Source organism: Streptomyces sp. 8K308 (assembly GCF_004348315.1).
GTDB lineage: Bacteria > Actinomycetota > Actinomycetes > Streptomycetales > Streptomycetaceae > Streptomyces.
Genome location: NZ_SMKC01000463.1, coordinates 1 through 4460, shown reverse-complemented (window position 1 = coordinate 4460; position 4460 = coordinate 1). Strand labels below are relative to the sequence as shown.

Here is a 4460-nt window from a genome sequence, read left to right as displayed (position 1 = left end):
CGCCCAGTCCCCCCACCCGTTCCGTGAGGTAAACCATGACGCATCTCAACGTGGAGGTGCTGGCAGCCGGTTCGTCCCCGGCGGCCGAGCCGATCACGTCCGCCGGGCACGGGCAGCTCGCACTCGCCGTGTTGCTCGGCATAGCCGTGCTCGTGCTGCTGATCACCCGCTTCAAGCTGCACGCCTTCCTGTCCCTCACCATCGGGACCCTGGTGCTCGGCGCCGTCGCCGGCGCCCCGCTCGACAAGGTGATCAGCAGCTTCAGCGCCGGTCTCGGCTCCACCGTGGCGGGCGTCGGCGTCCTCATCGCGCTCGGCGCGATTCTCGGCAAGCTGCTCGCCGACTCCGGCGGCGCCGACCAGATCGTCGACACCATCCTGGCCAAGGCGTCCAACCGCGCCATGCCGTGGGCCATGGTGCTGATCGCCGGCATCATCGGCCTGCCGCTCTTCTTCGAGGTCGGCATCGTGCTGCTGATCCCGGTGGTGCTGCTGGTCGCCAAGCGCGGCGGCTACTCGCTCATGCGGATCGGCATCCCGGCCCTCGCCGGACTCTCCGTGATGCACGGCCTGGTGCCCCCGCACCCGGGACCGCTGGCCGCCATCGACTCGGTCGACGCCAACCTCGGCGTCACCCTCGCCCTCGGCGTGCTGATCGCCGTGCCCACCGCGGTCATCGCGGGTCCGGTCTTCGCGCGCTACGCCGACCGCTGGGTCGACGTCTCCCCGCCCGAGGGCCTGATCCCGGAGCGGCCCTCCGAGCAGCTCGACCGCAGGCCGGGCTTCGCCGTCACCGTCGCCACCGTGCTGCTGCCCGTGGTGCTGATGCTGGTCAAGGCGCTCGTCGACATCGTCATCGACGACCCCGAGAACACCGTGCAGCGGGTCGCGGACGTCGTCGGCAACCCGATGATGGCGCTGCTCGCCGCCGTGCTGGTCGGCATGTTCACCCTCGGCGGCGCGGCCGGCTTCGCCCGCGACCGGTTGGCCTCCACCGTCGAGAGCTCGCTCGGCCCGATCGCCGGCATGCTGCTGATCGTCGGCGCCGGCGGCGGCTTCAAGCAGACCCTGATCGACTCCGGCGTCGGCCAGATGATCCTGGACATCTCCCAGGACTGGAACATCTCGGCGCTGCTCCTCGGCTGGCTGATAGCCGTCGGCATCCGCCTCGCCACCGGCTCCGCCACCGTCGCCACCATCTCGGCGGCCGGCCTCGTCGCCCCGCTCGCCGCCGACATGTCCACCTCCCACGTGGCGCTGCTCGTGCTCGCCATCGGCGCCGGCTCGCTCTTCCTGAGCCACGTCAACGACGCCGGGTTCTGGCTGGTCAAGGAGTACTTCGGGATGAGCGTCGGCCAGACCCTGCGCACCTGGTCGGTGATGGAGTGCGTGATCTCCGTCGTCTCGCTCGTCTTCGTCCTGCTGCTCTCCCTGATCATCTAGGCGGCCGACCGTGACAGCACCAGATCGCCTCTTCGACATCGCCGGGCGCGTCGCCCTGGTGACCGGCTCGAGCCGCGGCATCGGCCACGCGCTGGCCGGCGGCCTGGCCGCCGCCGGCTGCGTGGTCGTGCTCAACGGGCGCGACGAGCGGCGGCTCGCCAAGGCCGCGGCCGAGATCGGCGACGCCACCGGCGCCACCGTGCACACCGCCGCGTTCGACGTGACCGACGGGCCGGCCGTCGCAGCCGGCGTCGCCGACGTCGAGGACCGCGTCGGACCGCTCGACATCCTGGTCAACAACGCCGGGATGCAGCACCGCAAGCCGCTCCTCGACTTCACCGACGCCGAGTGGCACCGGATCATCGACACCAACCTCACCAGCGCCTTCCTGGTCGGCCGTGAGACGGCCCGGCGGATGACCGCCCGCGGCCGGGGCAAGATCGTCAACATCTGCTCGCTGCAGAGCGAGGTGGTGCGGCCCGGCATCGCGCCGTACGCCGCCACCAAGGGCGCCCTGAAGATGCTCACCAAGGGCATGTGCGCCGACTGGGGGCCGCACGGCCTCCAGGTCAACGGCCTCGGCCCCGGCTACATCGAGACCGAGCTGACCAGGCCGCTGGTCGAGGACCAGGAGTTCAGCGCCTGGGTGCGCGGCCGCACCCCGGCCGGCCGGTGGGGCCGCGTCGAGGACCTGGTCGGCGCGCTGCGCTACCTGGTCTCGCCGGCGGCCGACTTCGTCAACGGGCAGGTGCTGTACGTCGACGGCGGAATGTCGAGCGTGTTGTGAGGCGGTGGGAACGATGCTGAGCTGTGTGATCCACGGGGCGGGCGACCTGCGGGTCGAGGAGCTGCCGGAGCCGGAGCCGGGCTCCGGGCAGGCCCTGGTCGCGATCCGCTACGGCGGCGTCTGCGGCTCCGACCTGCACTACCACCGGCACGGCGGGGTCGGCGACTTCCGGCTCCGCGAGCCGCTGGTCCCGGGCCACGAGGTGGTGGGCACCGTCGTCGGCTACGGCCCGGACGCGACGGGGCCCTCGGCCGGCACCCCGGTCGCCGTCCACCCGGCGACCCCCTGCGGCCGGTGCCCGGAGTGCGCCGCCGGGCGGGCCAACATCTGCCGCGACACCCGCTACCTGGGCAGCGCCGCCCGCATGCCGCACGTGCAGGGCGGCTTCGCGGCCCGGATCGTGGTGCCCGCCGACCAGCTGCGGCCGCTGCCGGCCGGTCTCGACCTGAAGCGCGCCGCCCTCGCCGAGCCGCTGGCCGTCGCCCTGCACGCGGTGCGCCGTGCCGGGCCCGTGGCGGGCCGGCACGTGCTGGTCACCGGCGCGGGACCGATCGGCTGCCTGGTCGCCGCGGCCGCCGACGAGGCGGGCGCCGCCTCGGTGACCGTCACCGACCTGCTGCCGCGCGCCCTGGAGTTCGCCCGCACCGCCGGCGCCACGGCCGTGGTGCGCGCCGACGACCCGGCCGACCCCGGCTGGCCCGAGCGGGTGGACGTGGCGATCGAGGCCTCCGGCACCGCGCCCGGGCTCGCCGACTGCCTGACCCGGGTGGCCAGGGGCGGCGTCGTCGTCCAGCTCGGCCTGCTGCCGCCCGGCACCACGCCGTTCGCCGGCAACGCGCTGGTCACCCGCGAGCTAGACCTGCGCGGCGCGTTCCGCTTCGCGCCCGAGCTGGACGAGGCGCTGCGACTGCTGGCGGCGCGCCCCGCGCTCGAAGGACTGATCAGCGCGGTACGGCCGGTGCGGGACGCGGCGGCGGCCTTCGCGCTGGCCGCCGACCGGTCCACCTCCTGCAAGGTGCTGCTGGACTTCGGCGCCTGACCCGAACGATCAGGTGGCGTCCGACAGCTCCGCGTAGAGCCCTTGGAGCGCGGTGTGGTCGTCGTCGCTGCCGGTGTGCGGGGCGGCGAACCAGCGCGCGTACTCGGCGATCTCGGAGAGCCGCCAGTCGAGCGCGAACAGCTCGACCATCGCGGGGTCCGGGGCCAGCGCGGGGCCGGCGGCCGTGTCGAGCAGGCTGGCGTAGTCCCGCTCGCGCGGCGCGAGCGCCAGCGACTCCCAGTCGACCAACTTCAGCCCGCCGGCGACCGTGACCTGGTTGGCGAAGTGCGGCTCGCCATGGGTCGGCACCCAGGAGCCTTGGCGGGACCGCGCCAGGTCCGCCAGCTCCAGGTAGCGGGCGGTCCAGCGCCCGATCGCTTCGCAGCGGGCGGCGAGCGCGGCCCGCGCCCGCTCCGCCAGCGGCCCCGACGTCCAGACACCCGCGGTGTCGGCCCGCAGCCCGTCCGGGAAGCCCGGGTCGACCCGTGGCGTCCAGCGCGGCAGCCCCTCCGGGGGCGCGGCGCCATGCAGCGCGGCCAGCGCGGCGACGACCTCCCGGACGTGCCCGGGCTCGCGGGCCTCCGTCTCGGTCGGTGACCGCCCGTCGAGCCATGGCGTCACGCTGAGCGCCCCGGGGCCGACGTCGACGGTGAACCGCCCGGTGCCGGCGGGCAGCGGCGCGCACACCACGGCCAGGCCGCCGGCGGCCAGCGCGGCGGCCCCCGCGTAGGCGGCCTCCAGCGAGGCCGCGGTGTGCCGGGGCGCCAGCTGGTCAAGCGTCACGAACAGGGCCCGACCGCCGGCGCCGCGCACCCGCCAGTGGTGCGCGCCGAACCCCCAGGGCAGGTACGCGACCTCGGTGATCTCGGGCAGCCAGTGGTCGGCGACCACGCGCGCGATCGCGTCGTCGTCGATGAAGGAAGGGCGGGAGAACACGGGGCCCGATCGTAGGCGGGCCGTAGCGAGCCGTCACCGGAGTTTCCCCGTGGTATCGCTACGCGCTCGGCGTAGGCCGCGGCGCGCTTGCGCTGGCGCGCGGTGGACTGGCTGTGCGGGCCGGGTCACCAGCGGTGTTGGTGTGCGCTGGCGCGCGGCTGGCTTACGGGGCCTTGACGGCGGCTTCGCCGCTTGTCGGGCCCCTGTGGCCGTGTTGGCCTGCGGCCGTGTCGCGCCCACCCGCCCCTGTCTCCTA

Annotated in this window: 4 protein-coding genes; 3 read left to right on the top strand and 1 reads right to left on the bottom strand. The window is 74.5% G+C overall.

Annotated features, from left to right (window positions below; all coding sequences use genetic code 11):
• Window positions 1–35: 35 nt before the first annotated feature.
• Genes E1265_RS33990 through E1265_RS33980 form a run of 3 tightly spaced genes read left to right on the top strand, consistent with a single transcriptional unit; the run spans window position 36 to window position 3268 of the window.
• Complete coding sequence (locus E1265_RS33990) at window positions 36–1442, top strand: gluconate:H+ symporter (RefSeq protein WP_132934807.1); 1407 nt, start codon at window positions 36–38, stop codon at window positions 1440–1442.
• A gap of 10 nt (window positions 1443–1452) precedes the next feature.
• The gene (locus E1265_RS33985; RefSeq protein WP_132934806.1) at window positions 1453–2229 is read left to right on the top strand and encodes an SDR family oxidoreductase; all 777 of its coding nucleotides are present in this window, start codon (window positions 1453–1455) and stop codon (window positions 2227–2229) included.
• Between the two features lie 13 nt (window positions 2230–2242).
• Window positions 2243–3268 (top strand): L-idonate 5-dehydrogenase, encoded by a 1026-nt coding sequence (locus tag E1265_RS33980; protein ID WP_132934805.1) that lies wholly within the window; start codon window positions 2243–2245, stop codon window positions 3266–3268.
• Window positions 3269–3277: 9 nt separating this feature from the next.
• Here the strand turns inward: E1265_RS33980 and E1265_RS33975 are convergent, their stop codons facing one another.
• Window positions 3278–4204, bottom strand: a complete 927-nt coding sequence (locus E1265_RS33975) for a phosphotransferase (RefSeq protein ID WP_132934804.1) — start codon at window positions 4202–4204, stop codon at window positions 3278–3280.
• Window positions 4205–4460 lie beyond the last annotated feature (256 nt).